The 553-nt window shown below is 30.4% G+C and carries 2 pseudogenes; both read left to right on the top strand.

Annotated elements, in window-relative coordinates:
* Positions 1 to 317, top strand: a pseudogene (locus tag AJ886_RS03735) (hypothetical protein); the annotation flags it as partial.
* Positions 318 to 335: 18 nt separating this feature from the next.
* A pseudogene (locus AJ886_RS03730) lies at positions 336 to 553 on the top strand (hypothetical protein); the annotation flags it as partial.

Below are 553 nucleotides of genomic sequence, written 5' to 3'. Positions count from 1 at the left end.
CTTTACAAATTTTACAAGATTTTGCTAATGGAATTTACAATACAAGTAAAGATAAAACAGGAAGATATATAGAAGATAAAAATAAAACCAGAAGATTACTAGAAAAACTCAATATCATAGGACAAAACAATCTTAAGGCTATGTATATGGGGATAAATGGAAATGAAGAAAGCTTGAAAGCTATAGGCAAAAGAGAAAATAACACTAGCAAAGCAAGTGCAAATGCTGATATCGCATCAGAAACAAAAACTCCGCCTAATTTCATAGGCAGATTAGCTACTACCATAATCATAGAAGATGGTTTATATATGGGTTAAATTAAGAAAGGATAGATAATGAGTGAAACTTATGAGATTTATACACCTAATGGATTAACATTAGATGTGGAAAAAGATACCAATAAAATACTCTTTAAAGAAAATGTTAAGCCCACAGGCAACTATACCGAAGAATATTCCAAAGCGGTTTTTAAATCTTATCATATTATGAAAAACTCCCCCTACAAAGACTATAAACCCCAATACCTAGATCCTAACTTTTATACAGGACAAAA

Origin of the sequence: Campylobacter sp. BCW_6465, from assembly GCF_001762815.1 — a bacterium.
In the GTDB taxonomy this organism is placed as follows: domain Bacteria; phylum Campylobacterota; class Campylobacteria; order Campylobacterales; family Campylobacteraceae; genus Campylobacter_D; species Campylobacter_D jejuni.
The sequence above is the reverse complement of the archived record's forward strand: the minus strand, read 5'-3'. Positions and strand labels throughout refer to the sequence as shown.